Source organism: Puniceicoccus vermicola (assembly GCF_014230055.1).
Taxonomy (GTDB): Bacteria; Verrucomicrobiota; Verrucomicrobiia; order Opitutales; family Puniceicoccaceae; genus Puniceicoccus; species Puniceicoccus vermicola.
This window is the reverse complement of the sequence record NZ_JACHVA010000040.1, coordinates 67,626-93,161: the sequence shown is the minus strand read 5'-3', so window position 1 is coordinate 93,161 and position 25,536 is coordinate 67,626. Positions and strand designations below refer to the sequence as shown.

Annotated in this window: 24 protein-coding genes and 2 tRNA genes; 20 read left to right on the top strand and 6 right to left on the bottom strand. The window is 55.7% G+C overall.

Features of this window, described 5'->3' with window-relative positions:
* The first annotated feature begins 58 nt into the window (after window positions 1-58).
* Window positions 59-262 carry a dodecin gene (locus H5P30_RS03945; protein ID WP_185691659.1) on the top strand — a complete coding sequence of 68 codons (204 nt, stop codon included), beginning with the start codon at window positions 59-61 and terminating at the stop codon, window positions 260-262.
* Here H5P30_RS03945 and H5P30_RS03940 read toward each other — a convergent pair.
* Window positions 259-1,518, bottom strand: coding sequence for a valine--pyruvate transaminase (locus H5P30_RS03940; RefSeq protein ID WP_185691658.1), 1,260 nt, complete (start codon window positions 1,516-1,518; stop codon window positions 259-261). The two genes, H5P30_RS03945 and H5P30_RS03940, sit on opposite strands and share 4 nt — an antisense overlap.
* Before the next feature lie 168 nt (window positions 1,519-1,686).
* Here H5P30_RS03940 and H5P30_RS03935 point away from each other — a divergent pair, with 168 nt between their 5' ends.
* The gene (locus H5P30_RS03935; protein WP_185691657.1) at window positions 1,687-2,697 is read left to right on the top strand and encodes a hypothetical protein; all 1,011 of its coding nucleotides are present in this window, start codon (window positions 1,687-1,689) and stop codon (window positions 2,695-2,697) included.
* Window positions 2,698-2,721: 24 nt separating this feature from the next.
* On the opposite strand, the gene H5P30_RS03930 is transcribed toward H5P30_RS03935, so the two are convergent.
* Window positions 2,722-4,074, bottom strand: a complete 1,353-nt coding sequence (locus H5P30_RS03930; RefSeq protein WP_185691656.1) for a phosphohexomutase domain-containing protein — start codon at window positions 4,072-4,074, stop codon at window positions 2,722-2,724.
* Window positions 4,071-5,144 carry an anthranilate phosphoribosyltransferase gene (gene trpD / locus H5P30_RS03925; protein ID WP_185691655.1) on the bottom strand — a complete coding sequence of 358 codons (1,074 nt, stop codon included), beginning with the start codon at window positions 5,142-5,144 and terminating at the stop codon, window positions 4,071-4,073. Before trpD ends, H5P30_RS03930 begins: the two co-directional genes overlap by 4 nt.
* A 291-nt stretch (window positions 5,145-5,435) precedes the next feature.
* On the opposite strand from trpD, the gene H5P30_RS03920 reads away from it, so the two are divergent.
* From H5P30_RS03920 to H5P30_RS03905, 4 genes are all read left to right on the top strand, one after another.
* Window positions 5,436-6,320, top strand: coding sequence for an enolase C-terminal domain-like protein (locus H5P30_RS03920; protein ID WP_185691654.1), 885 nt, complete (start codon window positions 5,436-5,438; stop codon window positions 6,318-6,320).
* Entirely contained in the window at window positions 6,310-7,527 is a 1,218-nt protein-coding gene (locus H5P30_RS03915; protein ID WP_185691653.1) for an AMP-binding protein, read from the top strand. The genes H5P30_RS03920 and H5P30_RS03915 overlap by 11 nt, the downstream gene beginning before the upstream one ends.
* A 9-nt stretch (window positions 7,528-7,536) precedes the next feature.
* Entirely contained in the window at window positions 7,537-8,547 is a 1,011-nt protein-coding gene (gene hemB / locus H5P30_RS03910) for a porphobilinogen synthase (RefSeq protein ID WP_185691652.1), read from the top strand.
* Between the two features lie 101 nt (window positions 8,548-8,648).
* On the top strand, window positions 8,649-9,605 hold the full coding sequence (locus H5P30_RS03905) for a transposase (RefSeq protein WP_185691651.1): 957 nt from the start codon (window positions 8,649-8,651) through the stop codon (window positions 9,603-9,605).
* Window positions 9,606-9,618: 13 nt separating this feature from the next.
* Here H5P30_RS03905 and ffh read toward each other — a convergent pair whose 3' ends face one another.
* Window positions 9,619-11,001, bottom strand: a complete 1,383-nt coding sequence (gene ffh / locus H5P30_RS03900) for a signal recognition particle protein (RefSeq protein ID WP_185691650.1) — start codon at window positions 10,999-11,001, stop codon at window positions 9,619-9,621.
* A gap of 203 nt (window positions 11,002-11,204) precedes the next feature.
* On the opposite strand from ffh, the gene H5P30_RS03895 reads away from it, so the two are divergent.
* Together H5P30_RS03895 and aroE are read left to right on the top strand one after the other, a co-directional pair.
* Window positions 11,205-12,059, top strand: coding sequence for a transglutaminase-like domain-containing protein (locus tag H5P30_RS03895; RefSeq protein WP_185691649.1), 855 nt, complete (start codon window positions 11,205-11,207; stop codon window positions 12,057-12,059).
* On the top strand, window positions 12,040-12,960 hold the full coding sequence (aroE, locus tag H5P30_RS03890) for a shikimate dehydrogenase (protein WP_185691648.1): 921 nt from the start codon (window positions 12,040-12,042) through the stop codon (window positions 12,958-12,960). Before H5P30_RS03895 ends, aroE begins: the two co-directional genes overlap by 20 nt.
* A gap of 8 nt (window positions 12,961-12,968) precedes the next feature.
* Here aroE and H5P30_RS03885 read toward each other — a convergent pair whose 3' ends face one another.
* On the bottom strand, window positions 12,969-14,231 hold the full coding sequence (locus H5P30_RS03885) for an NAD(P)/FAD-dependent oxidoreductase (protein WP_185691647.1): 1,263 nt from the start codon (window positions 14,229-14,231) through the stop codon (window positions 12,969-12,971).
* A gap of 95 nt (window positions 14,232-14,326) precedes the next feature.
* Here H5P30_RS03885 and H5P30_RS03880 point away from each other — a divergent pair, with 95 nt between their 5' ends.
* Both H5P30_RS03880 and radC read left to right on the top strand, forming a co-directional pair.
* Complete coding sequence (locus tag H5P30_RS03880) at window positions 14,327-15,814, top strand: FGGY-family carbohydrate kinase (RefSeq protein WP_185691646.1); 1,488 nt, start codon at window positions 14,327-14,329, stop codon at window positions 15,812-15,814.
* 25 nt (window positions 15,815-15,839) lie between these two features.
* On the top strand, window positions 15,840-16,559 hold the full coding sequence (gene radC, locus H5P30_RS03875; protein WP_185691645.1) for a RadC family protein: 720 nt from the start codon (window positions 15,840-15,842) through the stop codon (window positions 16,557-16,559).
* Between the two features lie 52 nt (window positions 16,560-16,611).
* Here the strand turns inward: radC and H5P30_RS03870 are convergent, their stop codons facing one another.
* A complete protein-coding gene (locus H5P30_RS03870) occupies window positions 16,612-16,920 on the bottom strand; it encodes a gamma-butyrobetaine hydroxylase-like domain-containing protein (protein WP_185691644.1) in 309 nt (102 codons plus the stop codon).
* Between the two features lie 136 nt (window positions 16,921-17,056).
* Here H5P30_RS03870 and H5P30_RS03865 point away from each other — a divergent pair.
* The 10 genes from H5P30_RS03865 to rpoB all read left to right on the top strand — a co-directional run bounded on the left by H5P30_RS03865 (window position 17,057) and on the right by rpoB (window position 25,525).
* Window positions 17,057-17,132: transfer RNA gene (locus tag H5P30_RS03865), tRNA-Thr, on the top strand.
* Between the two features lie 43 nt (window positions 17,133-17,175).
* The gene (gene tuf, locus H5P30_RS03860) at window positions 17,176-18,366 is read left to right on the top strand and encodes an elongation factor Tu (RefSeq protein WP_185691643.1); all 1,191 of its coding nucleotides are present in this window, start codon (window positions 17,176-17,178) and stop codon (window positions 18,364-18,366) included.
* Between the two features lie 96 nt (window positions 18,367-18,462).
* Window positions 18,463-18,538: transfer RNA gene (locus H5P30_RS03855), tRNA-Trp, on the top strand.
* Window positions 18,539-18,560: 22 nt separating this feature from the next.
* Window positions 18,561-18,773 (top strand): preprotein translocase subunit SecE, encoded by a 213-nt coding sequence (gene secE / locus H5P30_RS03850; protein ID WP_185691642.1) that lies wholly within the window; start codon window positions 18,561-18,563, stop codon window positions 18,771-18,773.
* 48 nt (window positions 18,774-18,821) lie between these two features.
* Window positions 18,822-19,379, top strand: a complete 558-nt coding sequence (gene nusG / locus H5P30_RS03845) for a transcription termination/antitermination protein NusG (RefSeq protein ID WP_246459292.1) — start codon at window positions 18,822-18,824, stop codon at window positions 19,377-19,379.
* A 9-nt stretch (window positions 19,380-19,388) separates the two neighbouring features.
* On the top strand, window positions 19,389-19,814 hold the full coding sequence (gene rplK, locus H5P30_RS03840; protein ID WP_185691640.1) for a 50S ribosomal protein L11: 426 nt from the start codon (window positions 19,389-19,391) through the stop codon (window positions 19,812-19,814).
* Between the two features lie 46 nt (window positions 19,815-19,860).
* Complete coding sequence (rplA, locus tag H5P30_RS03835) at window positions 19,861-20,559, top strand: 50S ribosomal protein L1 (RefSeq protein WP_185691639.1); 699 nt, start codon at window positions 19,861-19,863, stop codon at window positions 20,557-20,559.
* Window positions 20,560-20,581: 22 nt separating this feature from the next.
* Window positions 20,582-21,100 carry a 50S ribosomal protein L10 gene (gene rplJ, locus H5P30_RS03830; RefSeq protein ID WP_185691638.1) on the top strand — a complete coding sequence of 173 codons (519 nt, stop codon included), beginning with the start codon at window positions 20,582-20,584 and terminating at the stop codon, window positions 21,098-21,100.
* Between the two features lie 137 nt (window positions 21,101-21,237).
* Window positions 21,238-21,621 carry a 50S ribosomal protein L7/L12 gene (gene rplL / locus H5P30_RS03825; protein ID WP_185691637.1) on the top strand — a complete coding sequence of 128 codons (384 nt, stop codon included), beginning with the start codon at window positions 21,238-21,240 and terminating at the stop codon, window positions 21,619-21,621.
* A 136-nt stretch (window positions 21,622-21,757) separates the two neighbouring features.
* Window positions 21,758-25,525 (top strand): DNA-directed RNA polymerase subunit beta, encoded by a 3,768-nt coding sequence (gene rpoB, locus H5P30_RS03820; protein ID WP_185691636.1) that lies wholly within the window; start codon window positions 21,758-21,760, stop codon window positions 25,523-25,525.
* The last annotated feature ends 11 nt before the right edge of the window (window positions 25,526-25,536 follow it).

Here is a 25,536-nt window from a genome sequence, read left to right as displayed (position 1 = left end):
GAGGTCGGTTGTGGAGGCTCCTCTTGCATTTTTTGCTCCTATTGATTGAATGGTAACCATGGACCACACATACAAGAAAATCGAAATTACTGGCTCTTCTTCCGTCTCCCAGCAGGAGGCGATCGAGAACGCAGTAGCAAAGGCAGCCGAAAGCGTGCGCAACATGCGTTGGTTTGAAGTCGTTGAGACCCGTGGGCACATCGACGACCAAAAGATCGCTCACTGGCAAGTGACGATCAAGATCGGTTTTACCCTCGATTAAGATCGCAGCACGGCGGCAATCCGCCGAATCGCTTCCGGAAGACCGTCGATATCCATCGCATAGTTAATCCGGATGCACTGCGAGGCGTGGGTCCAGTCGCCGGGCAAATTATGAAAAAAGAAATGCCCGGGAACGACGAGGACTCCCGCCTCTTTTAGTTTCTGGTAAAATTCGGCGCTGTGCATCTTGAGTTCAGGAAACCAGAGCCACAAGAACAGCGCTCCGTCCGGTTCATGAATGCGGAAGGGGATGCCCTCCAGCTCCTCTTGGACAATTTTGACCGCGCAGCGGGAGCGGGTCTCGTAGTAGGGGCGCACCGTGTTCCGGCAGTAGTCGAGGATGCTTCCGTCCTCGAACATGGGTAGGGTCAGCGCCTGACCCACAGTGCCGTTGGCAAGACCGACGACTGCGGTCATAGAGGCAATGGCTCGGCACACGGCTTTCGGGCCGATGACGATTCCCGTGCGGGTTCCGGGGAGTCCGAGCTTGGAAAGGCTGTAGGTGAGAACCACCCCTTCTCTCCAAAACGGAGCCTCGTCACGGAAAATCATATTCGGAAATGGAGTCCCGTACGCGTTGTCGATGATGAGGAGGGCATCCTTGGCACGGCAGTAAGCGTGCAGGCGTTCGAGATCCTCAAGGCACAGCACGTTTCCAGTAGGGTTCGTCGGTCGGGAAACGCAGGCGGCTCGAATCGGCGTACCCTGAGGGAGCGCGTCGAAATCGATTCGATAGCGGAAAAACGGTTTTTCCTGCAGCTCGATTTTGCCGGGCACGGAAAGGAGTGACTCCGGGGACAGTCCCTGGGTCGAGTATCCGATATACTCCGGTGAGAGGGGAAAGAGGATCTTGGAGTCTGAGTCTCCGAGGAGGTTGAATAGGAAGAAAAATGCAGTTTGTCCGCCATTGGTGATCGCGATGTTCTCCGGCTCGAGGTCCCAGCCATATTCACGATTGAAAAGGTTGGCGACCGCCTCGATGAAACGGCGGTTCCCTTGGTGGGGATCGTAGTATCCCAGCATTCGGTCGAAGCCGTCGCCTTCTTCGGCGAGAAGGCTGCTCATGCGCTCACGCCATAGCTTTTGCCCCTCTGGAATCGGTGCGGGGTTTCCCCCTCCCAGCATCGCGATCGACCCGTCGCTGTTGACCAGGGTTTTGCCCAAGTCTTCCATCAAATCTTCAATGCCACTCCCGGCCGCCATGCGCTTTCCCAGTTGCGAAAATTGAATGTTGGCCTCCGTATTTTGCTCTTTCACGGAAGAGAGTATGGAAGGTCTGGGGGCTCGCGGGCAACGGCAATGCGCGGCGAACCCCCCCATCTCTCCAATCTCTTCAGTTTCCCGCTTCTGTAAAAATCCTGAGCTTTGGGATGGGTTCTCCGAAAGGCCATTGACCGTCGGGATGCCCCTGATTATCGAAGATTTGTGCAAAATCGATTCTGTACTCTCTTTCTCTGCGCTTCTCTCCTTTCTCCTCTCTCGGTTTTCGCTGTGGGCGAATTCGGCAGCGGCGGAAGCAGCCTCGAGGAGGGTATGTCTGGTGCTGCGGAAGAGGCAACGGAGGGGAGCAACCCCAGCGAGGCGATTGAGAAAGCGGTTCAGCCCGGGAAAGCTCAGAATCGGGGTCCGCGATCGTTCTTTTCCTTAGAGGGAGAGGTGCATTATTTGCCGAAGGCCGACCTTGACGGTAAGCCGGGCAGACTGGGCGAAACCGGGGCGGGACTGGAACTGAATTGGACTCAACTCGCTTCCTTTAACAATTTCACCCAATTGATGACGTCCTACTCGCAGAGGTCCTACGAGGCGGACAATGGAGATCCGTACTCGAGCAGCTTTACCGAGGTCAATGCCGTCCGGATTGGTGCGACTTTTGAGCGTCCTTTTGGCGATCGTTGGAGTGGCTTCGTGACCTCGCGCTTGAGTTTGCAATCCGCCAAGGGCACCGCGCTCATTGATGGCTGGAACGTTCCGTTCGCAACCGGTGTGGGCTACTTGATACATCCGAAGCTCATTGTTTCGGCGGGTGTTCTCGGAATCTGGCAAGCAGAGATTGGGACTCGTGTCATCCCTTTGGTAACACTGCGATGGACCCCGACGGATCGTCTGACCATTATGACGCTGAATGGCGTTCGGGTGAGCTACAAGCTCGGGGCCAAAAAAGAGTGGGAGATCGTCTCCTCTGTGATGTATGAAACGTTTGTCTTCGCGGTGACCGATTTGGAAGGTTTCAACGAAGAGCAGGGAGTCGTGTCTCAGGAATATTTTCAAGCGCGTGTCGGTCTGAAGCGCCAGTTTGGAAAGATGTTCGAGTTGGGTGGATATGTTGAGAGCCGCTTTAACCGGAATTTTGAGTATTATAAAAACGACGACAAATTCGACGAGTTTGAAGTCGATTCAGCCGTCGGTATCCGGATCACTGGAACCTTTCGGTTCTAGTTGGAGTCGGGGGCAGCCGGAAGCTCAGGCTTCGCCCAAATCGGTGCGGGCAGCTGTCAACAGGCGCTTCATGTACGCCTCGCAATCCTCGATCATGGGTGCCTCAACGAGGAAGCGGAGCTTAGGCTCGGTCCCGGAGTAGCGCAGCATCACACGGCCGGATTGACCAATCGTGGATTCGATCGCAGCCTGCTCGGCGATGAGCGTTTTGCAGGTGCTCAACGGATGTTTTTCTTTCACCCGGAGGTTTCCCGTCATCTGCGGGAGAAGTGGGACTTCTTTGCGAAGTTGGCTGAGGGGCTTGCCGGTTTCTTTGAGAACCCGGAGGAGGTAGAGAGCGGCAAGGAGACCATCCCCGGTCGTCGAGTAATTGTGGAGGATAATGTGTCCGGAGGATTCTCCTCCGAGGGAGGCTCCGATTTCCCGCATGCGGAAGGCGACGTTGCGGTCCCCGACGTCGGTGCGGACCACTTTACCGCCCGCTTTTTGGATCGCGAGGTCGAGGCCCCGGTTGCTTTGAATCGTCGTCACCAGGGTGTTCTCTACGAGCGATCCCTTGGACATGCTATGGAGGGCGAAGATCCCGAGGATTTGATCGCCGGGAACGATGGAGCCTTTTTCGTCTACGAAAATGACCCGGTCTCCGTCGCCATCGTGGGCAATGCCCAAGGTAGCGCCCGACTCTTGGACCATTTTCGCCAATTTCTCGGCATGCTCGCTGCCGCAGTCCAAATTGATATTGGTCCCGTCCGGATTATTTCCGGTCAGAATTAAATTTGCGCCCCGGGAGGTGAGAATGCTCGGAGTCGATTCGCAAGTCGCGCCGTTCGCTGTGTCGCAGACGATGGTTGTATCTTCGAGGTTCAGGTGAACCGAAAGGATTTCGGAGGCCTGTAGGTAGGAGGCTAGTCCGTTCCGTTTGGTCTTGGAAAAGTCGGCGTTCTCGCCCATCGGAATCTCGGTGGGAGCGAGCATAAAAGCTTCGATCTTTTCCTCTTCGGTTTCGGGGAACTTGGTTCCCTCGGCGGAGAAGAGTTTGATCCCGTTGTCCTCCGCGGGATTGTGGGAGGCCGTGATCGCAATCCCAAGATCGGCCTCCGTTACGCGAACCGAATTGGCCACCGCGGGAGTCGGAACGATTCCGAGATCGATGCATTCGCCCGGAATGCGACTGAATCCCTCGATCAGATCTTCGACGATCCTTGATCCAGTCTCCCGGGTATCACGCCCGATGACGATGCGGGGCGATTTGACCGCGAGGGAGGAGCGTAGATAACGGATCAGGCCGTCAGAGAATTTGAGGAGGAATGCTTTCTCGAAGAGGGGGCCGTCTGCGGGGCCGCGTATGCCATCCGTGCCAAAATAACGTGTGCTCATGAATCCTTTCGATTGAAGTCTTCGAAGCGGGCTAACCACTTCTCTAAAGTTTTGTCTTGGAGTGCTGCCTGGGCGGCTTCGATTCCGGCTTTGATCGTTTTCGATCGACCGCAGGTGTAGAGGGCGGCCCCGGCATTGAGGCAGAGAGTATCGGCCATGGGGCCGGTGATGACCCCATTGGCGAGGGAACGAAGGATGATCAGGTTCTGCTTCGCGCTGCCGCCCAGAATATCCGTGATGGGGCCTCCGATGAGTCCGAACTCTGAGGGACGCGAAGGGAAGGTTTCCCCTTTGAGGCGTCCCGCGCCTTCGATGAAGTTCGGGCCGGCCACGGTCAGTTCATCCACACCAAGGGTTTCGGAAACTTGGCAATGAACCACGAGAGCGGCTTTCAAGTCGAGGCTGTCTAAGGCACCGGCGATCGGAGAGACCCAATCCTGAGAGAAAACACCCATGAGCTGGTGTGTCGGCTTCCCCGGGTTAATTAGAGGCCCGAGAAGGTTGAAAATGGTTTTTTGCCCCGATTCTGCCAACTTTTTGCGCACTGGCATGATCTCCTTGAAGGATGGATGGAAGGAGGGGGCGAAAAAGAAGCAGAAGTTGAATTCCTCCAGACTTTTCCGCAGATGGTCTGGCTTGCTCTCCATCGGGATTCCGAGGGCGGCGAGGAGGTCGGCGCTTCCGCTTTTCGAGGTGATGGAGCGGTTTCCGTGCTTCATCACCGGGACGCCCATTGAGGCGAGTAGGAGGCCGGTCGCGGAGGAGAAATTAAAGGTGCCACTGCGGTCGCCTCCCGTCCCCACGATGTCGATGGCATCGGGAGCGATGTCACTCATTTCCGGATCCACCGCTCTTTCGCGGAACTCTTGGGCAAAAGCAAAGACCTCGTCCGGAGTTTCTCCTTTTTGGGCCAGAGTCAGGAGAAAACTCTCCTTGGTTTCTACGGATGGGGTCGGGTCAGCAAGGGCCGCGGCGCCTGTGCGCGCTTCGGAAACCGTGAGGGATTCCTGTGCGGCGAGCTTCTGCGTCAAGGCGATGAGCTCTTCGGTTGGATTTGGATTCGAAGACATGAAGAGGCTGTTCTGTTAAAAATCTGTTTGGGTTTTGCTTTCTCGAGTAGGGAGGGATCATTTTGGCTCTTGGCCGGGAACTCAAGACTTCCTTCGAGGCGCCAACCCCACGGGATTGGCCCGGGATAGGGTTTCCAAGTCAGAGCAGAGCCTTTCCCAGTTGACCGGAAGGGGTTGCAGGAATAGCTCGAAGGGATCGAAACGTTTCGTCAGAAAAACGGTTCTTCCCGTAGAGCCAAAAAGTATTTGCGCCGGTTTCAGCCCCCATTGAGAACGGCTGCGGGTGAATTTGTGGAGCGTCGTGGCTGGCTTCTCCAGGAGTCTAGGGAGGGAAAGAACTTCTGGGGAGAGGTCGCTCCATTCCCCGGATTTGCAGAGGGCCCAAGGGATTGGGAGTCTCGCATCCAAAGGTGGCTCGCCGAAGGGGACCCTGGCGTCTTGGGAGACTCTGGTGCGGTGGGCTTCGGTGCCTGGTGTTTGGAGCAGGAGATTCCGTTTGTCGTCGATGCGAAATCCGCCGGATTGATTCAGGGCAATGGCTCCGTAGAGGATTCTCTTCCGGATTCCTCCGATCAAACTTGGAAGGTGAAGATTGGAGTGAAGGACGAGCGGGAGGAAATATCGCGTCTGGACCGGATCCTCACCGGGGCCCCAGCGGGCACCAAGATTCGACTCGATGCCAATCAACGACTGACCCCCCAGTCCACGAGGGAATGGTTAGAGTGGATGTCCGATCATCCGGAGGTTGAGTTTCTGGAGCAGCCGCTTCCCGTCGGGCGGGAAGGGGAGTTGTTGGAAACTTTTTGCGAGGACGCCGTGCGGTTGGCTTTGGATGAGTCAGTAGTGGGGCTGGAAAATCTGGAAAAGGCTCGAGCCATGGAGTGGCCGGGATGGTTCGTCATCAAACCCTCGCTTTTTGGTTCGCCCGAGCCACTTTTTTCCCTCCCAGAGGAGCTGCGGCGGAGGGTGGTGGTTTCCTCGGCATTTGAAACTGGGATCGGGTTTGCCTTCGTTTTACGCATCGCTTCGCGGCTGGGCCAATCGGGCGTCGCTCACGGATTGGGCACTCGCGGGAGCTTTGGGGAGGACGGGCTGGACGGCTGGTCAACAGCTTCCCAGTATCAAGGAGAAGTGTCCGCAGCATTTTTGGAGGAGATCTGGAACCGTGCTTCTTAAAGAAAATTTGCAGAAGAATCGAATTTTCGCCGATGACTACTCAGAGGAGCGGTTCCGTGCATCCCTCACCCGTGAGGTGGCACTTTGCCGTCAGTTCGAAGGCGGAATTCGAGAGGTCATCCTGACCGATTCGGGGCCGGATTCGGTTGCGGCGGTGTTGTCCTGCCTCCTAACCGAGGTGCCCGTTCTCCTCGCTTCGTCCTCGTGGGGGAAATGGACCTGGGATGCTTATGCGCAGGTCAAAGATTCCAGGGTCGGGAAGGGGAGCGTTCTCATCCGGACCGGGGGCAGTTCAGGAAAGCCCAAGTTTGCTATCCACAGCTGGGAAACTCTTCAGGCGTCCGCCGAGAACCTGTGGAATCATCTGGGCCGTCGCCCAATGTCCGCGATACTGGACCTTCCCTTGAATCACGTCAGTGGCTGGATGCCGGTGATGCGGGCATTGGTTTCCGGAGGCAGTGTTTTGGTGCCGGGTGCCGGAGAATTTGAGCAACTCCCCGGGATGCGATTATTTTCCGTGGTTCCGACAACGCTCTATCGGGCTCTGGCAAACCCGAAAAAAAAGAGAATCCTCCAACAGGCGGATCGGGTCTTCGCGGGAGGGGCAGCGTTTTCTCCCGAATTGCTGGAGGAGGGGAGGCGGGCCAATCTGGCGTTGAGTCTGGTCTACGGAATGACGGAAACGGCGGCGATGGTAGCGGTTCAAGATCCGGATGACTTTGCGGCTGGCCGTGAACCCCGCGTCTCTTCCATCGGAAGCAATCAAATCGAGAGCGGAGATCAGAATGAGATCCGAATTCGATCAAACCAGCTCTTTGCCGGATATCTCGGACAAGCGCGACGGGAGGGGGCTTTCTGGCCGACCGGTGATCTCGGGGCGTTGGATGAGGAGGGCCGGCTCGACCTCTGGGGAAGAAAAGGCAGATTTGTTTCTAGTGGAGGGGAGACCGTTTCGTTGGAAAAGATAGAGGAGGCGGCGAAGCGATTACCCGGAGTTGCGGATGCCTATGCCGCGGCGAATCAGGACCCCGAATGGGGGGAGCGGGTTCACCTCTTTCTCGTTTCGGAAGAGTCCGCCCAATTCGATTGGAGGAAGGAGTTGAAGAGCATCCTCGATCCCCACGAAATCCCAGCCTCAGTCAAAGATTTGAAGGAAATTCCCCGAAATGGTGCCGGAAAAGTTGATCCGGACCGTCTTTTCGGGTGAACTCCCCTCATGGAACCAAGTTCGTTTTCTCTTCCACTCTCGAGACGCCCCAGACGCTTGCGCCAAAATCAAGCCACGAGGGAAATGGTGCGGGAGATTCGTCTCGCCCCCGAAAAGTTGATTCAGCCCCTCTTCGTCCTTGATGAAGAGAGCGCCCGCGAACCGATTGATTCGATGCCGGGAATTGATCGTCTGGGGAAGAAAGAACTGATCGAAGAACTCGAGCAACTGGCAGACCTAGGAATCCGGGGGGTCGCTCTTTTTCCCAAGATCGATTCCTCCCTCAAAACCGAAACGGGACGCGAAGCAGCGACCAATCCAGAGGGAATAATTCCTTCCCTGGCCCGTTTGGTAAAAGAAAAAGACCTTCCCATCAACCTGATCGCCGATATCGCTCTCGATCCTTACACCCTCCACGGCCACGACGGGATCGTTGATCCTGCCAGCGGAGAAATTCTCAATGACCCCACGGTAGAGGTTTTGGCGGAAATGGCAGTGAACTATGCCGAAGCGGGAGTCGATTGGGTAGCCCCCTCCGACATGATGGACGGCCGGATTGGCGTCATCCGCGACGCTCTGGATGACTCCGGATTGGCCAACACCGTAATCATGGCCTACTCAGCAAAATTCGCCTCAGCGTACTACGGCCCATTCCGGGACGCAGTAGGCAGCGCCCCGCCAATCGGAGGGAAATACCTCGATAAATCGTCGTATCAACTCCCCCCAACCAACGTCCGGGAAGCCATGGTCGAGGTAGACCTGGATATACACGAAGGAGCCGACATCGTAATGGTAAAACCCGCCGGTCCGTACCTAGACATCATTCGAAGAGTCCGCGAGCGCTGCGAGCTCCCCGTAGCCGCCTATCAAGTCTCCGGAGAATACTCCATGATCCACGCCTCCGCCCAAAAAGGCTGGATAGACTACAAATCCGCCCGAAACGAATCCCTCACCGCAATTCACAGAGCGGGCGCAGACCTGATCCTTTCGTACTTTTCGAAAGAAGTAGCCAGCAGCTAAAGAAGGTTCTTCGCCACTAGAATAGCTGATCTATTTAATAATTTTATAAACCAGACCCATTTTGTTTGACCGAAATAACAAAAGCCTATCATATTGAGGGTATGAGAAGAAAACGGATGCGCCTCGATGGACAGACAGCTTACTACCATGTGATGAGTCGGACGGTGAATGGGGAGGCTCTCTTTGGGGATCGGGAGAGGGAGGTTTTGCGGAAGATCATCTGGCAGGTGGCTGATTTCTCGGGGATCCGGGTGGTTACTTATGCGGTGATGAAGAACCACTTCCATATCCTGGTGGAGGTGCCGGCGGAGGTTGATGTTTCGGATGAGGAGTTGGTTCGTCGGTATCGTCGGCTTTATCCGAAGCCTACGCCTTGGAATCCGATGCGGGCGGAGGTTTTGGAGGGGCACCTTCGGGATAATACTCTGGAAGGGATGGACTTGCGGAAGAGCCTGCTGCGACGGATGGGGGATATTTCCTGGATGATGAAGACCCTAAAGCAACGATTTACGCTTTGGTTTAATCGATCACGGGATCGTTTTGGACCGCTTTGGTGTGAGCGGTTTAAGAGTGTGCTGGTGGAAGGGGACCGTTGGGCCCTGCGGACGGTAGCGGCCTATATCGACTTGAACGCGGTTCGGGCGGGGTTGGTTGAGGATCCTAAGGATTATCGGTTTTGTGGGTATGCCGAGGCACTTGGAGGGGGTCGGATGGCTCGGGCTGGGCTTTCTGTGGTGGATAAGGATTTGGCCGGGTATCGGCAGACTCTGTATGGGGTCGGAGCCGGGGAGAAGGCTGAGAAGTGCTCGATTTCTCGGGAAGAAGCGGTGCGGGTGCTGGAAGAGGAGAAGGGGAAATTGCCTTTGTCTGTGGTTTTGCGGTGTCGGGTGAGGTATTTTACCGACGGGATGGTGCTAGGGTCGCGCTCGTTTGTGGAAGAGCACGTTCAGACCCAGAGTTCTGCTGGGAAGCGTACCCGGCGGGCGCATGCGATGAGCGGGGCTGACTGGGGTGGTTTGGCTGTTGGGACCGGGCTGCGGAAGGGGTTGTTTGAATAGAGGGGCGCGGGCTTTAGGCGCCCGGAAATCCTCCGGGTAGCCCACCACCTCCCGGCATTCCTCCGCCGGGCATGCCGCCTGGACCTCCACCCATTTTCTTCATGAGCTTTTCGGGGTTTTTTCCCTTTAGCTTGCGCATCATCTTGCGCATTTGCCCAAATTGTTTGAGGAGCTGATTCACGTCGCGGACGTGAGTCCCGGAACCACTTGCGATTCTCATCCTTCGGCGGCCGTTGATCAGATTCGGAGAATTGCGTTCTTCCGGGGTCATGGAGAGGAGAATGGCTTCAGTGCGACCCATTTTCTTATTTTCCTCATCCCCAATTTCGATGCCGTTCATCCCCGGCAGCATTTTCATGATCGAGCCGAGTGAGCCCATCTTTTTGACCTGCCTCATCTGGCTGAGCATGTCATCGAGATTGAAGTCAGCCTTGCGAAGCTTCTTGGCCATGCGCTCCGCTTCATCCTGGTCGACCGTTTCCTGGGCTCTCTCAACGAGAGAGACCACGTCCCCCATACCGAGGATGCGGGAGGCCATCCGGTCTGGGTGAAAGACTTCGATGGCGTCCATCTTCTCGCCGGTTCCGACGAATTTGATCGGAACCCCGGTGAGGCTTTTCATCGATAGAGCAGCACCCCCGCGGGCGTCACCATCGAGCTTCGTGAGGATGATCCCCGTGAGATTGGTCGCTTCGTGAAACGTTTTGGAGACGTTTACCGCCTCTTGGCCGAGAGCGCTATCGGCTACGAGGAAAACTTCTTCGGGTTGAATCTTTTGCTTGAGATCGCTGACTTCCTGAATCAGTTCGTTGTCAACTTGGAGTCGTCCGGCCGTATCGAATATGATGACGTCGCAGCCTTGGGAGATGAGCTCTTTTTCTCCCGCCTTTGCGATTTTGATGACTTTCTTTTGATCGCGATCCGTGTAGATCGGAAAGTCCCCTTCTTTGGCAAGGGTTTCGAGTTGGTCAATTGCTGCAGGGCGGTAGACGTCACAGGCGACCAGACCCGGCTTCATTCCCCGCTTGCGGAAGAGACGGGCTAGTTTTGCCGTGGAAGTCGTTTTCCCCGAGCCGTGCAGCCCGACCATGAGGACGCGAAGGGGGCGAGCGGTGCTGATCTCCGAGGTGTCGTTCCCCAGAAGCTCCACGAGTTCGTCATTGATGATTTTGACGATTTGCTGGCCGGGAGTGATCGACTTGGTAACTTCGACCCCAGTGCTCTTTTCGCGGACTCGCTCAACAAATTCGCGGGCTACTTTAAAATGGACGTCAGCGGAGAGGAGCGCGGAGCGGACCTCTTTGAGGGCTTCAGCGGTGTTCTCTTCCGTAAGCTTTCCTACTCCGCGGATATTCCGCAGAGCTTTGCTCATTCGGTCTGTAAGGCTTTCGAACATATGGCCCAGATAAATAGAGGAGGAGAGCCGCCGACAACTCGAAAGAGGAGATTCCTTGAGATGCTCTCGTTCGATACGAGTAAAAGAGGTCTGGTTTCAAAAAGTTGACAGAGTGGAACGGTGTCTTGCTGGGGGAGTTTGAAGAAGGTGGAAAATCATGCATTTTCCTTTCTTATGGGAACAGTGAATGCTACTTTCTGACTATGATCTCCGATGATCGAAAGGACGCTCTCAAGAAGCTTTTGGATGATGAGAGCCCGACGGTCCGGAATGCGGTCTTAGAAGAGATACGCAGCCGGAACGATGAAGGGGTTGGCTTTCTTCAAGAGCTTGCGCGGGAGACAGCATCTGGGGTGGGGCGTCATGCCCGTTCGCTTTTGGCTGAATTGGGGGCAGACGACCCCAACGGAGATTTTCAGGCATTTATTCGATCCTTTCGCTATGAACTGGAATCCGGTTGCTACTTGATGGAGAGGACGGTTCATCCGGGAGTGGAGTGGACGACGGTGGCGCGATTTTTGGATGCGATGGCGGCCCGCTGCATGGAATTTATTGATCCGGATTCATCGGTTTTCGAGAAGTGTAAGCAGGTCAATTTGGTCTTTTTCCACGAATATGGATTCCGGGGGGATTTGGATCATTTTCATGATCCGGAGAACAATTTCATCAGTTCGGTGATTGCCCGGAGAAAAGGGATTCCGATTTCGCTGAGCGTAATCTACTTGCTGGTGGCGGATCGATGCGGGGTTTCCCTCGATCCGATTGGAGCGCCGGGGCGGTTCTTGTTGGCTAATTTGGAAGACCGGAACTCTTTCTATCTGGATCCATTTGATCGGGGCCGTTTTCGCAGCGAGGAGGAAGTGCGGCAGATGTTGCTGACTCGGAATATTGAGGATGCCGCCGAATACTTGCTCCCATCGCCAATTGGTGAGGTGCTTTGCCGGTTCTGCCGGAATCTGGTCCATCAGTATACGATTCGTAATGAGCTCGGAAAGGCTCGCCAATTCGCCGGATATATTCAGGAATTCGAGGATGCCTATGAGCGCGAATCGTCCTGAAGAAGTCTTTACTCTAGAATCACTACGCGAGTTTCAACCCGAGGGAGTGCCTCTGGGGGTGGTGGGTTGGCCAGTGCGGCACTCGATCAGTCCGCCAATGCATCGGGCGGCCCTCGAAGTTTTGGCGCAATCGGATCCCGCTTTTGCCGAGTGGCACTATGGGGCGTATGAGTTGAGGCCGGAGGAGCTTCCTGAAGGCGTGCAGTATTTCCGTGAGAAGGGATTCCGGGGGATTAACCTCACGGTTCCTCACAAGGTGGAGGTGCTGCCTTTGCTCGATGAGATTGATCCGGTCGCCGAACGAATGGGGGCGGTCAACACGTTAGTCTTCGAGGACGGTAAGCTGAGCGGTTTCAATTCAGATGGTTATGGAATCGAACACGCGGTTGAAGAGGCTTTTGGTCAGGGGCTGGCGGGGCGCTCCATTTTGATCTTGGGGGCCGGCGGAGCCTCCCGAGCGGCGGCCGCCCAGTGTGTGGAGTCGGGGGCTAACTCCGTGTTGATTGCAAACCGCACGGTTGCCAAAGCCCAGACAATTGCAGAGGCCTTGGCCACGGGCACTTCTTGCGAGATCCGGGCGGTTTCGATCGATGCGGCCGCTGACGAGGTGGCTCCGGGAACGTTGGTCATCAATGCAACCTCCCTCGGTTTAGCCGAAGAGGATCCGATGCCGATCGAGGTTTCCGATCTGCCGGAGCAGTGTCTTCTCTACGACATGATCTATAACCCGGAACAAACTCCTTTCCTGCGGGAGGGTATGTTGCGCGGATATCCCATCTCCAACGGTTTGGGCATGCTCGTTCACCAAGGAGTCCGCTCCCTGGAGATTTGGTCAGGGCGCGAAGTGAGCGCCCGCGCTATGCGGTCTGCTTGCGAGGCAACCCTGGCGGCCCGGAGCTGACGGGGGGCTTACTCGAAAATGATTCGGGCGCTTCTCCGGTAGTTGATGTAGCTGTAGAACCAATCGAGCAAAACTACGATTCGGTTCCGGAAGCCAACGAGGAAAATTAGGTGGACGACGAGCCAGGCCATCCAAGCGGGCATCCCGGACATCTTCAGTTTACCGATTTCGGCGATCGCTTTCGAGCGGCCGATGGTCGCCATATTTCCCTTATTAAAATAGGTGAAGGCTTTGCGCTCTTCCGGCTTCCGCATTTGGCCGGTTTCGATCTCTTTGGCGATAATCTTGGAAATGTGCTTGGCCATTTGGAGGGCGGCCGGCGAGACCCCGGGGACGGGTTTTCCCTTGGTGTCGACCAGGTGTGCGATGTCGCCGATGGCAAATGCTTCGGGATGCCCTGGGATGGAGCAGTCCGGGCAAACTTTGATCCGGCCAGCCCGATCGAGGGGAGCGCCGAGTTGCTTGGTTAGGGGGACGGCTTCGACACCAGCTCCCCAGATAATCGTTCCGGCGTAGATGGTTTCTCCTCCGACATCGAGTTCGCCCGCCCGGATATCCTCGACCATGTTGCCGCAGCGGACCTCGACCCCTAGCTTTTCGATCTGTTTCTGGGCAGAGGCGGGAAGGGGATCACTGTAATTGCCGAGGATCTTGTCCGATCCCTCGACGAGAATGACTCTGACATTCTTGGGGTCGATGTGGCGGAAGTTGCGGTTCAGGACGTGGCGCCCGAGTTCCGCGAGAGCGCCGGCCATTTCGACCCCGGTCGGGCCGCCGCCGACTACAATGAACGTCATCAGGCGTTTCTGTTTTTCGGAGTCGGTCTCCATCTCGGCCATCTCCAGCGAGCGGAGGACGTGGTTGCGGATGCCGAGAGCATCGTTCAGCGTCTTGAGCCCGTGGGTGTGCTCGGCCCAATGATCGTTGCCGAAGTAGCTGGTTTTCGCTCCCAGACCGAGGACGAGGTAGTCGTATTCGTAAATCCGGTTCTTGCCTTTTGCGAATTTGCCCTCGAGCGAAATTTCCTGAATCTCATCGAGATAGGTGGTCAGCTGATCGCGGCCGCGGAGGATACCGCGTAGCGGCTGCGCGATCTGCGGTGCGGAAAGCCCAGAGGTGGCGACTTGGTACAGGAGTGGTTGGAAGAGGTGGTGGTTCTTTTTGTCCACCAGCATGATCGAGGTATCTTCGTCCTTAAAGCGGCGGCAGAATTCGAGACCGGCAAAACCGCCTCCGAGAACGAGAATTTTTTTCTTTGTCGATGAGCCCATTGTATAAACTTCTATGGTTAATGGTGGAGATGCAAATGAGAGAGTGGATTGAGCTTTGTTGACGTTCGCCCGAGGAGCAGTCCAAGATAGCGGTCATGAACAAGCCCCCAGTTGTTGCGGTTCTCGATGTCGGGAAGACCAATAAAAAGGTCGCCCTGTATGATGCGAACTTTCGTGCGGTTGATTTGAAAAAAATCAGCCTCGACGCGGTTCCTAATGGAGATGGAATTGAGTATGAGCAAACGGAAGAGTTGTTCCGTTGGACTTGCAAGATTCTTGCCGAATTCGCCGAAGTTTACGACATTCGTGCCATCGGGATCACGACCCACGGAGCGACTCTGGCGGTTCTGGACCGTGATGGCGAATTGGCTCATCCGGTCATTTCGTATTTGAGCCCCGCTGGCGATCGGGTGGAGGACGAGTTTAACGAGAAGTTTGGCCCTCCGGAAAAGATCCATTCCGAAACCTGCACGCCGCCCTTTGGTTTTGCCAATGCGGCCAAGCAGATCTATTTTCTTCAGAAATTCTTTCCGCAGGACTGGGAGAAAGCGCAGCATTTGCTCTATTTTCCCCAGTATTTGGGCTATCTCTTTACGGGGAAGATGGCGGCGGACCCCACTTACCTCGGGTGTCACACGTATCTGTGGGATCTCCGGAAGAGTTGCCCCAGCGAGGTTGCCCGCGAGCTTGGAGTCGATGGGATGATCCCGGAGAAGGTTCTGGCCCCGTGGGACGAGTTGGGCACGGTTGGAGAATCGGTTGCGGAAGAAAGTGGGATCCCTGCGGGCATTCCGGTGGTTGTCGGGATTCACGATTCGAATGCGTCTCTTCTGCCCTACTTGGCCAAAGGGTTTGATCGATTCACGCTCAACTCGACGGGCACCTGGTGCGTCGCGATGACGCCCTCCGATGGATTTGACTTCGAGCCGAACGAGATTGGTACGAAGACTTTTTATAACCTGAGTGCCTACGGTCGCCCGGTGAAGACCGCGATTTTCCCGGGTGGACTGGAATTTTCCGAGTTCTCCAAAATTGTCGGCGAAACTGCGATGGAGAATCCGGAGGAGATCAATCTCGTCTGCCGGGATGCGGAGATTATTTTGACAGGGGGAATCATTCCCGGAGCGGAAGCGTTCCCGGGATCGGTCCCGGTTCTGCGCCTCGGACGTCAGGAAATTTCTCTGGAGGAATTGAAAGAAATGGGGCTCGATGCCGCGGGAATTGGAAAGGATACCTTTCTGGCCGCGCTGAATCTGTCTCTCGCGATTCAGACTGTAGAGGTTCTCAATCGGGCAGGTCTCCGGGAGGATTCGGAAATCTTCGTGGAAGGCGGGTTTGCGAATAATCCGGAGTATTGCCGTATTTTGGCCTCTCTTTTGCCAAAGAATCGGGTTTGCCTCACGGAACTCAAAGAGGCGACCGCCTTTGGGACGGCGCTCTGCGCTTGGAAACTCGTTGAAGGAGTCGATTTGGAGAGCCTCTCCTCGCGCTTCGAGATTGTGATCCGCGATGTGGAGTCGGCGGAGATCTCCGGTTTGGATCAATACGTCGAAAAGTATCGAGCTCTCTGCACGGGAGCCTGAACTCTAGAAGGGGAGGGATGCTTTTATGAAAGACGGGGGAGATTCGGGAAGTTTTCGGAATCTCTGCCGTGAGGAGCGACCGCAAGAGCGGATGGAGCAGCATGGAGCGGGCGCATTGTCTGACTCCGAACTTCTCGCCATTCTCGTGCGAAGCGGAACGGCGGGCCATGACGTGATGAAAGTGGCCTCGGAGATGGTCCGCCGGGCGGGTTCGATTGCTCAGTTGGTTCGTTGGACTGTCGCCGACTTTGAGCAACTCCACGGAATTGGGCGGGTGAAAGCGCTCCAGCTGGCGGCAATCATGGAAGTGGCCCGACGGGCAATTCTTCAGACCGACCGCGAGAAACCGGTCGTCTTTGATGATCCCGAGAAGGTCTTCCATTTTTTCCAACCGATCGTTGCTGGATTGGACGTCGAGTATTTCTGGGTTCTCGTCCTTAATCGGAAAAATCACCTTATCCGATCAATCGAAGTGACCCGCGGAATTGCCGATGCGAGCCTGGTTCATCCACGTGAGGTGTTTCGGCCTGTGATTCGTGAGGGTGGGTCGGCGGCTATCGTAGCCCACAATCATCCGAGCGGAGATCCTGCTCCAAGCGCGGCCGATGTCCGGGTCACCCGCCAGCTGCGGGAGGCCGCGAAGACGCTCGATATCTCCCTCCTCGATCACGTGGTCATCGGGAACCGGGCTCTCGATCCCGCCGGAGTGGGATTCTACAGCTTCTCCGACGGTGGACTCCTCTGATCCGGCGGTGGACGCGGAAGCGCTCGCCGATCCGCTTTATAGAATGGGCGCTTTATTGTCTCTCGGCGTCGATCTGGCGGAGGTAGGGCCAGGAATAGAGGCCGGTGGAGTGTCCGTCGGAAAAGTGGAAGCAAACGGCATAGTTGCCGACCTTTTCCCAGCCGACGACGCGTACGCCCGGGAAGAATTTGGGGCCGTCCCCGCCGTGGCGTTGACCGAGGATATCCACCTCGCCCATATTATCGGCGCTGGGAGATTTTTCCCGCAGATATTCATGAGGAAGGTAGGATTCGTGGCCATCGGGCCAAAGAATGGCGATTTCTGCGCCGATGTTTTCGATCTGTTTGGGAGCTGGGACCATGGTTTTTGAAGAAATGACAAAAAATCAGAATTCAGGGATTGACGAGGGTGGGGGCAAAACTCATTCTCCACCGCTTTCGTCTCTACGTTCTACAAACATACAACCTACAAAACCAATCCCAAAAGGCACTTTCGCCGCCCTTGTAGCTCAGTCGGCAGAGCGCGTCCTTGGTAAGGACGAGGTCGGCGGTTCAAATCCGCTCGAGGGCTCCACTTCAATTAAACTCTAACCTGATAACAAGCACGAATCCATCTCATGGCTAAGGAATCATTCGAACGCACGAAGCCCCACCTCAACGTGGGAACCATCGGTCACGTCGACCACGGCAAGACCACTCTTACGGCTGCAATCTTGCAGACACAGGCCGGTAAGGGTCTCGCTGAGGTCAAAAGCTATACGGACATCGCCAAGGGCGGTACGGTCCGTGACGCTTCCAAGATCGTCACCATCGCAGTCTCACACGTTGAGTACGAGTCCGACAAGCGTCACTACGCTCACGTCGACTGCCCGGGCCACGCTGACTTCGTAAAGAACATGATCACGGGAGCTGCCCAAATGGACGGCGCCATCTTGGTTGTGAGCGCAGCTGACGGACCTATGCCGCAGACTCGCGAGCACATCCTTCTCGCTCGTCAGGTCGGTGTTCCTAACATCGTAGTTTTCTTGAACAAGGTTGACCTCCTCGACGACGAAGAGCTTCTCGAGCTCGTCGAAATGGAAATCCGCGACCTTCTCTCCAAGTACGAGTTCGACGGTGACAACATCACAATCGTTCGCGGTTCCGCTCTTGCTGCTATTGAAGACAAGCAAGAAGGTAAGGACGCGATCCAGAATCTCATGGACGCCATCGACGCCGACATTCCGGAGCCGGAACGCGCAGTCGATAAGCCTTTCCTGATGTCTGTTGAAGACGTCTTCTCCATCACTGGTCGTGGAACGGTTGCCACCGGTCGTATCGAACGCGGTATGGTTAAGGTTGGTGAAGAAGTTTCCATCGTCGGCCTCGAGAAGGAAGGCAAGACCATCGTAACGGGTGTGGAAATGTTCCGCAAGACCCTCGACTCCGGTCAAGCTGGTGACAACGTCGGTCTCCTCCTCCGTGGTGTTGAAAAGGACGCTATCGAGCGCGGTCAAGTTTTGGCTAAGCCCGGCAGCATCACTCCTCACACCAAGGCCAAGGCTGAAATTTACGTCCTGACCAAGGATGAAGGTGGTCGTCACACTCCATTCTTCAAGGGTTACCGTCCTCAGTTCTTCTTCGGAACCGCTGACGTTACCGGTATCGTCGAACTTCCTGAAGGTGTTGAAATGGTTATGCCTGGGGACAACCTCGGAATTAACATCAACCTCCAGAAGCCAATCGCTATGGAAGCTGGACAACGCTTCGCCATCCGTGAAGGTGGCCGCACCATCGGTGCTGGTCGTATCGCGGAAGTCATTGACTGAGGATTTACGGCATAATTAGCCTTTTTGGGGATGCCGGGAACGCTTTTTTGCGTTCTCGGCATTCGCTATCCTAAAACTGAACCGATTTATTTAGGAGGGAGAATAGCTCAACTGGTAGAGCAACGGTCTCCAAAACCGTAGGCTGGGGGTTCGAGTCCCTCTTCTCCCGCCACCCTTTTTTACTGCACCACCTGATGAAAAACCCATTCCGATCCATTCGAACTTTCTGGAAAGAGACCATTCTCGAACTCCGGAAAGCGTCTTGGCCTACCCGGAAGGAACTCAGGCAGTATACGATTGTGGTTCTGATCGGGGTAGCGATCCTCGGGGCTTTTATCGGCGTATCGGATTTCTTCCTCCTCAACTCGATCGAGTTGGTCACTGAGTGGGTTCGCCCCCTCAACTGATTCTTTTTTCTTTCCGTCCCAGATTAGATCATGGTTTCCAATAGCACAATGAGCGGCCATCGATGGTTCGCCGTCCAGACCCTTTCGAACCAAGAACAAAAGGCCAAGTCTTACTTGGACAAGTTCGTGGAGATTGAGGAAATGGGCGATCGGGTTTTGGAGGTTTTGATGCCGACCGAGACCGTGACGGAAGTGAAAAGCGGGAAAAAGTCTCAGCGCACCCGTAAATTCTATCCCGGCTACATCTTCGTGCAAATGCGTTTGTACGACGACGACGGGAATCTCGACCAGGAAGCGTGGTACTTCGTGAAAGACGCGCAAGGGGTCATTAATTTTGTTGGAGGCGAACGCCCGGTTCCCCTCAAGAAGGAAGAGATCGATCGGATCCTCAAGCAAGTCACCGACGCCGAGGGCAAGGAACGCCCGAAGGTCGAATACGAGATTGGGGAAGAAGTGAAGATCAACGACGGACCCTTCTCGAACCTCACTGGACGGATCGACGAAGTCGACCCGGATCGGGGACGGCTCAAGGTTTCGGTTTCAATTTTCGGACGGTTTACCCCCGTCGACCTGGAATATTGGCAGGTTGAAAGGGTCGAAGAGTAAGGAATATCGATGTCTAAGAAAGTTATTGGAGAAATTCGTCTGCAACTGCCTGCAGGTGCAGCCAATCCGGCACCGCCTGTCGGTCCGGCACTGGGTGCGCAAGGGGTCAACATTATGGCCTTCTGTAAGGACTTTAATGCGCGGACGAAAGAACAGGCGGGGACCGTGCTTCCCGTCGTCATCACCGTTTACGCTGATCGTTCGTTTAGCTACATCCTGAAGAGCCCCCCGGCCCCGATTCTTTTGAAGAAGGCCGCTGGGATCGCCAAGGGATCGGGTGTACCCAACCGCGACAAGGTGGGTAAGGTCACTCGCAAGCAGATCGACGAGATCGTAGAAATTAAAAAGAACGACCTGAATGCATCCGATCCGGATCAGGCCGCTAAAATCATTATGGGAACCGCCCGCAGCATGGGCATTGAGGTCGTTGACTGATTCCCCAACGGGAAGCAGGAGACCGAAAGAAACAGAGAATTGCATCATGGCAACAGCTACACGCAGCAAACGTTACCGCAAGGCAGCCGAACTCACTCCTGAGCAGGAAGCTCTCGAGCTGAAAGACGCCGTCGCGGTCCTTCAAGGACTTCCAAAAGCCGCCTTTGACGAGACGGTCGAAGTACAAGCCCGACTCTTCGTCGACCCGAAGCAAAGCACCCAAATGGTGCGTGGTACGGTCAGCCTTCCTCATGGGAGTGGTAAGACGGTCCGGGTGATTGCCTTCACGGAAAATCCTGAAGAAGCCCTCGCAGCTGGAGCTGACGAAGCCGGTCTGGCCGAACTGATCGAAAAGGTTCAGGAAGGTTGGATGGACTTCGACGTGGCGGTCGCCTCGACTGCTGCCATGAAGGAAGTTCGGAAAGTCGCCCGGGTTCTCGGACCGCGTGGTTTGATGCCGAACCCGAAGGCAGGAACCGTTTCTGATAACCTCGCCGAAGCCATTCAAGCGGTGAAGGCCGGACGTGTTGAGTTCAAAATGGACAAGACCGCCAATGTCGCGATCGTTGTCGGAAAGCGTTCCTTCTCGGCTGAGCAACTCGCCGAAAATGCCACCGCCGCCATCGAAGTCCTCGGACGCGCCCGTCCGGAGACCCTCCGTGGCAAGTTCATCCGTGGATTGGCCATCAGCTCGACGATGAGCCCGAGCATCAAGCTCTCGCCATCGATCTACGGTAACTACTGATCAACCCAAGCAGAATTCTCAAATGAGACCGGAAAAAGAACTTCTCGTTCGCGACGTCGACCAACACCTCGACAAGTCCGACTACGTTTTCCTGACCAACTACGAGCGCATCACCGTTGAAGAAACGGAAGCGCTCCGTGAATCACTCGCTGCTGAAAACGCCGAGTTCCACGTGGTCAAGAACAGCATTTTGAACCTGGCTCTTCGCCGCCGCGAAAAGCCGGACCTGAAGGATTACCTGAATGGCCCGACCGCCATTATCGTGGGTGGGGAAAACCCCTCCGGCGTGGCCAAGGTCCTGAAGAAATTCTTCAAGGACAAAGAAAAGGTGGAGATGAAAGTCGGCCTCCTCGGTGATCAAGCCGTGGAAACCGAAGGACTCCTCGAACTCGCCGACCTCCCCGGTCTGGACGAGCTCCGTGCGAAGTTCCTCTCGCTTCTCAACACTCCGGCACAACGCTTCGTTACCGTCGTCAACGCGGTTCCACAAAGCGTCGTCAATGTCCTCAAGGCCTACGCCGACAAAGGCGAGTCCAACTAATTTTTTCCGGTGGCCATTGGCCACGGGAAGGAAAGAAAAGCAAACAACACACAACCAACAACCAAGAGTGAAGTGGGTAGGAGGGTGCTCCCTCTTAAACAGGCCGAAACCGGTCCCTATCCGCTCAGGAGGTAATTATGGCAGATATCACAAAAGAAGACGTAATTGAATGGCTCAGCTCCCAGACGGTCCTCGACATCGCAGGTCTCGTTAAGGAACTGGAAGAAAAGTGGGGCGTTAGCGCTGCTGCTCCTGTCGCTGTAGCGGCTGGCGGAGCTGCTGCTGCCGATGCACCAGCCGAAGAAGAAAAGGATGAATTTGACGTCATCCTCGCCGACTTCGGTGGCAACAAGATTGCCGTCATTAAGGAAATTCGCGCAATCACCGGTCTCGGGCTCAAGGAAGCCAAGGAACTGGTCGAAGGCGCTCCCAAGCCTGTCAAGGAAGCCACCACGAAGGACGACGCGGAAGAGATCAAGAAGAAGCTCGAAGCCGCCGGTGCCAAGGTGGAGGTCAAATAATATCGAAAGCTCTTTCTTACAGAACGAATTCCAGCCAGACCGCGCGGGTTTTTCCCGCGCGGCTGTGCTGTTTCTAATTCCCGGCGTCCTCGCCGTATCCTCGGATCTACGCTAACCTGTCCGCATCATCGCCACCATGTCAGAACGCATCAACTTCGGAAGCCTGAAAGAGGTCATTGAGCCACCCAATCTTATCCAGAACCAGATCGACTCGTTTACCGAGTTCCTGCAGATGGAAATTTCCCCGAGCCAACGGAAAAACGTTGGGCTCCAATCTGTATTTCGCGACGTCTTTCCGATCGAGAGCTACGACGCTCGTTGCATGCTCGACTTCTCGAGCTACAAGCTGACCGAGCCGAAATATTCCGAAATCGAATGCCTGCGTGACGGAGTTACTTACTCTGTAGGTCTCTACGTGAAGTTCTCGCTTCGCGAAGAGGAGCAGATGAAGGAAGAGGAAATCTACATGGGCGAGCTGCCCATGATTACCACCCGCGGAAGCTTCATCATCAATGGAGCGGAACGTGTGATCGTTTCCCAGCTTCACCGCTCGCCTGGCCTTTGCTTCGAGCAAGCACCACACACCAGCGGCAAAATGCTCCACTCCTTCCGGATTATCCCGGACCGGGGCACATGGCTGGAAGCGCAGTTCGACCAAAACGATCTGCTCTACGTTTACCTGGACCGTCGTCGCCGTCGCCGCAAGTTCCTCATCACTACGCTCCTGCGTGCGATGGGTTACAGCTCGGACTTCGACATCCTCAATCTTTTCTACGATCTCCGCGAGCTCAACGTATCCGAAGGGCTTGGCATGGAGAACGTCTCCAACCTCATCCTCGTCGAAGACATCGTCGATGCCGAGCGCGGAGTGGTTCTTGCGCGTGCTTTCGAGCCGCTGACCAAGACCACCATCCGTTCGTTCGAGAAGGCCGGAATCTCCAAGATCTCGGTCATCGACACAACTTCGGACGAAGGTCTGATTGTCCGCTGTCTGAAAAAGGATCCTACTCGTAACGAGGAGGAAGCCCTCAAGGACATCTACAAGCGCCTCCGCCCTGGTGAGCCTCCCACAACCGCCAACGCCAAGGCTCTCCTGAAGCGTCTATTGCAGGATCCGAAGCGCTACGACCTCGGTCGTGTGGGTCGCTACAAGATCAACCAGAAGCTCAACCTTTCCACCGACCTTGAAAATCGCGTGGTCAACGTTGAGGACATCGTCGAATCCACTCGCTACCTCATTAAGCTGAAGCGTGGCGATGGATACGTGGACGATATCGACCACCTCGGTAGCCGTCGTGTGCGTACGGTCGGCGAACTTCTCGCCAACCAGTGCCGTATCGGTCTTGCCCGCACGGAGCGTTTGGTCAAAGAGCGCATGACTCTTCTCGACCAAAGCGTCGACTCGATCATGCCGCAGAAGCTGATCAACCCGAAGGCTCTGAGCACGGTCATCCGTGATTTCTTTGCCCGGAGTCAGCTGTCTCAGTTCATGGACCAAATCAACCCGTTGGCGGAATTGACCCACAAGCGTCGTCTTTCCGCTCTCGGACCGGGAGGTCTGAATCGTGAACGCGCCGGGTTTGAAGTTCGAGACGTGCATCCGAGTCACTACGGCCGGATCTGCCCGATTGAGACTCCTGAAGGTCCGAACATTGGTCTGATCAACTCGCTCTCGACCTACTCGAAGGTCAACGAGTTCGGTTTCATCGAAACTCCTTTCCGCGTCGTCAAGGATGGCCGGGTCAGCGACGAAGTCGTTTACCTCAACGCCGACCAGGAAGAGCCGCACGTGATCGCTCAGGCGAACTCGCAGCTCGACGACAAAGGAAACTTTGTCGGGAAGGTCACTTGCCGATTCCGCGACCAGATCCTCGAGTGTGAGGGTGACCGCGTCGATTACATGGACGTGTCGCCGAAGCAGGTTGTCTCCGTGGCTGCGGGTCTGATCCCGTTCCTCGAGCACGACGATGCGAACCGCGCGCTCATGGGATCGAACATGCAACGTCAAGGGGTTCCGCTTTTGCAGACGGAAGCACCGTTTGTCGGAACTGGGATCGAAGGGCGCGTAGCCAGCGATTCCAAGACCGTCATTCGTGCCGAAGCTGATGGAGTCATCGCCTCGGTCGACGCCCGCCGGATCATCATCACTCCGGACGGCGAAGCGAGCAGCAAGCTCCTCCGCAATCCGAAGAGCGATATCAACAAGGGAGTTTACGTTTATCACCTGCGCAAGTTCCTCCGCTCGAACGCCGGAACTTGCTTCAACCAACAGCCCCGCGTTTACAAGGGTCAGAAAGTTGAGCCAGGTTCTCTCCTCGCCGACGGCGCCGCCACCGATCAAGGTGACCTCGCTATCGGACGTAACGTTCTCGTGGCCTTCATGCCGTGGAATGGTTACAACTTCGAGGACGCCATCCTTCTCAGTGAGAAGATGATCAAGGATGACATCTTCACCTCGATTCACATTGAGGACTTTGAAGTCACGGCTCGCGATACGAAGCTCGGACCGGAAGAAATCACCTACGACATTCCGAATGTCGGGGAAGAAGCTCTCCGCAACCTCGACCACAACGGTGTCATCCGGGTCGGTGCGGAAGTGAAGCCTGGTGACATTCTCGTCGGTAAGATCACTCCGAAAAGCGAAACCGAACTCGCTCCGGAAGAAAAACTCCTCCGCGCGATTTTCGGGGAGAAGGCTGCCGACGTGAAGGATTCTTCGCTCGTGGTTCCCTCCGGTGTGACCGGGATCGTCATGGACGTGAAGGTCTCGACCCGCGTCGAAGGCGAAACCGAGAAGCTCTCCGCTTCCGACCGCAACCGTCAGAAGAAGAAGATCAACGAAGACTACAAGGTTCAGTATGAGCGCCTGCGCGAAGAACTGACCGAGTCGCTTTCGAACATTCTTCTTGGGGAAAAGATTCCTCTCGACGTCAAGAACTCGGAAACCGGTGACCTCATCATCCCGGCAAACCGCAAGATCACCAAGACTCTTCTCCGGAAGCTGGCTCAGGTTTCGAAGCACATCGAAATCGATCCTTCGCCAGTGCGGATCAAGATCATGGAAATCGTCAAGAGCTTCCAGACGAAGTTCGACGAGATCGAGCAGGATCGTGATCGCCGCATCACCGCGGTCGAGCAGGGGGATGACCTCGAACAAGGCGTCATCAAGAGCGTCAAGGTTTACGTCGCCACCAAGCGTAAGATTCAGGTCGGGGACAAGATGGCCGGTCGTCACGGGAACAAGGGGGTTGTCGCCCGCATCGTTCCCGAGGAAGACATGCCGTTCCTTCCGGATGGAACGCCGATCGAAATCTGCCTGAATCCTCTCGGGGTTCCGAGTCGAATGAACGTGGGGCAGGTTCTCGAAACGCACCTCGGTTGGGCGTGTAAGAAGTTGGGCATTAAGGTCGCTACGCCGATTTTCGATGGTATTCCCGAGACCAAGGTTCGTCAGTATCTCCGCGATGCGGGGCTGCCGGAAAGTGGTAAGAGCATCCTCTACGACGGTCAGACCTGCGAACAACTCGACCAGCAAGTGGTTGTCGGCTACATCTACATGTTGAAGCTGAACCACCTTGTCGCTGAAAAGATTCACGCCCGTGCGGTGGGTCCCTACAGTCTCATTACCCAGCAGCCGTTGGGTGGTAAGGCTCAGTATGGTGGTCAGCGCTTCGGGGAAATGGAGGTCTGGGCTCTCGAAGCCTACGGTGCCGCCTACACGCTGCAGGAACTGCTGACCGTCAAGTCTGACGATGTCCAGGGCCGGACGAAGATCTACGAGTCACTCGTTAAGGGTGATCGCAGCCTCTCCGCCGGAACGCCGCAGTCCTTCAACGTTTTGATGAAGGAAATTCAGAGCCTCTGCCTCGACGTTAAGCGTGGCAAGGTAACCCTGTCGTTGTAATCGCAACCGAA

Coding starts and splice junctions, on each gene's coding strand:
- tuf (WP_185691643.1), top strand. CDS start 17,176: ATGGCTAAGGAATCATTCGAACGCACGAAGCCCCACCTCAACGTGGGA.
- rplK (WP_185691640.1), top strand. CDS start 19,389: ATGTCTAAGAAAGTTATTGGAGAAATTCGTCTGCAACTGCCTGCAGGT.
- H5P30_RS03880 (WP_185691646.1), top strand. CDS start 14,327: ATGAACAAGCCCCCAGTTGTTGCGGTTCTCGATGTCGGGAAGACCAAT.
- secE (WP_185691642.1), top strand. CDS start 18,561: ATGAAAAACCCATTCCGATCCATTCGAACTTTCTGGAAAGAGACCATT.
- nusG (WP_246459292.1), top strand. CDS start 18,822: ATGAGCGGCCATCGATGGTTCGCCGTCCAGACCCTTTCGAACCAAGAA.
- hemB (WP_185691652.1), top strand. CDS start 7,537: ATGGAACCAAGTTCGTTTTCTCTTCCACTCTCGAGACGCCCCAGACGC.
- H5P30_RS03895 (WP_185691649.1), top strand. CDS start 11,205: ATGATCTCCGATGATCGAAAGGACGCTCTCAAGAAGCTTTTGGATGAT.
- H5P30_RS03945 (WP_185691659.1), top strand. CDS start 59: ATGGACCACACATACAAGAAAATCGAAATTACTGGCTCTTCTTCCGTC.
- H5P30_RS03905 (WP_185691651.1), top strand. CDS start 8,649: ATGAGAAGAAAACGGATGCGCCTCGATGGACAGACAGCTTACTACCAT.
- H5P30_RS03930 (WP_185691656.1), bottom strand. CDS start 4,074: ATGAGCACACGTTATTTTGGCACGGATGGCATACGCGGCCCCGCAGAC.
- rplA (WP_185691639.1), top strand. CDS start 19,861: ATGGCAACAGCTACACGCAGCAAACGTTACCGCAAGGCAGCCGAACTC.
- trpD (WP_185691655.1), bottom strand. CDS start 5,144: ATGTCTTCGAATCCAAATCCAACCGAAGAGCTCATCGCCTTGACGCAG.
- radC (WP_185691645.1), top strand. CDS start 15,840: ATGAAAGACGGGGGAGATTCGGGAAGTTTTCGGAATCTCTGCCGTGAG.
- H5P30_RS03870 (WP_185691644.1), bottom strand. CDS start 16,920: ATGGTCCCAGCTCCCAAACAGATCGAAAACATCGGCGCAGAAATCGCC.
- rplL (WP_185691637.1), top strand. CDS start 21,238: ATGGCAGATATCACAAAAGAAGACGTAATTGAATGGCTCAGCTCCCAG.
- aroE (WP_185691648.1), top strand. CDS start 12,040: ATGAGCGCGAATCGTCCTGAAGAAGTCTTTACTCTAGAATCACTACGC.
- H5P30_RS03885 (WP_185691647.1), bottom strand. CDS start 14,231: ATGGGCTCATCGACAAAGAAAAAAATTCTCGTTCTCGGAGGCGGTTTT.
- rplJ (WP_185691638.1), top strand. CDS start 20,582: ATGAGACCGGAAAAAGAACTTCTCGTTCGCGACGTCGACCAACACCTC.
- rpoB (WP_185691636.1), top strand. CDS start 21,758: ATGTCAGAACGCATCAACTTCGGAAGCCTGAAAGAGGTCATTGAGCCA.
- ffh (WP_185691650.1), bottom strand. CDS start 11,001: ATGTTCGAAAGCCTTACAGACCGAATGAGCAAAGCTCTGCGGAATATC.